This window comes from Ruania rhizosphaerae (assembly GCF_009805705.1).
GTDB lineage: Bacteria > Actinomycetota > Actinomycetes > Actinomycetales > Beutenbergiaceae > Ruania > Ruania rhizosphaerae.
In genome coordinates this window covers 1-1,141 of record NZ_VSMB01000037.1, presented here as the reverse complement: position 1 = coordinate 1,141, position 1,141 = coordinate 1, and the positions used below count along the sequence as shown (strand labels likewise).

At 67.9% G+C, this 1,141-nt stretch carries 1 protein-coding gene; it reads right to left on the bottom strand.

The features are described from left to right. Window positions 1-389: 389 nt before the first annotated feature. Window positions 390-1,141, bottom strand: a 752-nt coding sequence (locus tag FV560_RS19955) for a recombinase zinc ribbon domain-containing protein (protein WP_200837854.1), incomplete at its 5' end; no start/stop codon positions are given.

Sequence of the window (1,141 nt, the reverse complement as noted above, 5' to 3'; positions counted from 1 at the left end):
GCTGATGCAGGACTGCCAGGCGGTTCCTGGCAAGGATGACAGGGTCTGTAGATGGGTCACGGCGCGTCACAGGAGCCTCCAGAACGATGTTGCTGTTCTGGCGCTGGGCTCCTGCTACGCCCCTCCCGGAATCCGGACGAGCAGGCTGCACCTATCGGCGGGGCCGCACTTTACGGATCCCTACCGCCCGACCATTCCTATGCGGCCGGGTGCTCCTAACGTGTGGTCTCTACGTTCCCTCGCGTGGACATCAGGTCCGGAAGACCCACCACGCGAGCAACCTCTGCACCCATCTCTTGCAACCCCTCTAGATGCAACTAGCGCCACCGAAGGGCCGGTGGTGCGAATCAACTTACACCAGTGGTATTCGGTGCAACAAGGCACCGGAGTTACGGACCCTCGGGTGGCTCCCACGGTCCAGCGCCACGCCGCCACTCGTACGACAGGCGGCTCAGGTCGAAGTAGCGGCCCACCTTGCCCTTCCGCACCGTCACGCGGGCCAGCGCGTCGTTGAGGACCGCACGCCGCGCCTGCACATCGTCACCAGCGGCGGTCCACGCGGCCGCGTAGGTCTCAGTGGTGCCGCGCTCCACCAGCCGCACTACGGGCGCCTTGGCGCGCGCCTCGCGGCGCACTCGCCGCAGGTTGGCCATCTGCTCGGCCAGGCGGTCGGCCTCGTCGTCATCATCGGTGCGGCGAAGCTGTTCGCCTAACTCGGCGAGGCGGTGCTCAATCTCCGGCAGGACCGCAGCTCCGCCCTCCTGCACCTCTTCCACCTGCGTGAGCCGCTGCGCATCGCCGTTCACCCGCAGGAACTCATCCACCACGTAGCGGTCTAGGTTGCTCGCGGTCTGGTGGCAGCGCGGGCACGAGTACGCCGGGCGCCCACTTGAAGTGCCCCGGTACATGCGCACGTCACAGTGGCCACACCACACCAGCCCCGACAGCAGCGCGGAGGTCTTGGACTTCAGGGCCCGGGGGCGGCTCTGTGCGCTGTCGCGGTCGTCCAGGCGGCGCACCAGCGCGCGCCACTCAGGCACCGTCATGATCGCTACGCTCTCGTCCACCACGGGGAGGCCGTCGTCATCGCGCAGCACCTCCGAGCCGCGCGACTTGCCAGCGTTGCCCGGGGTGTAGGCAG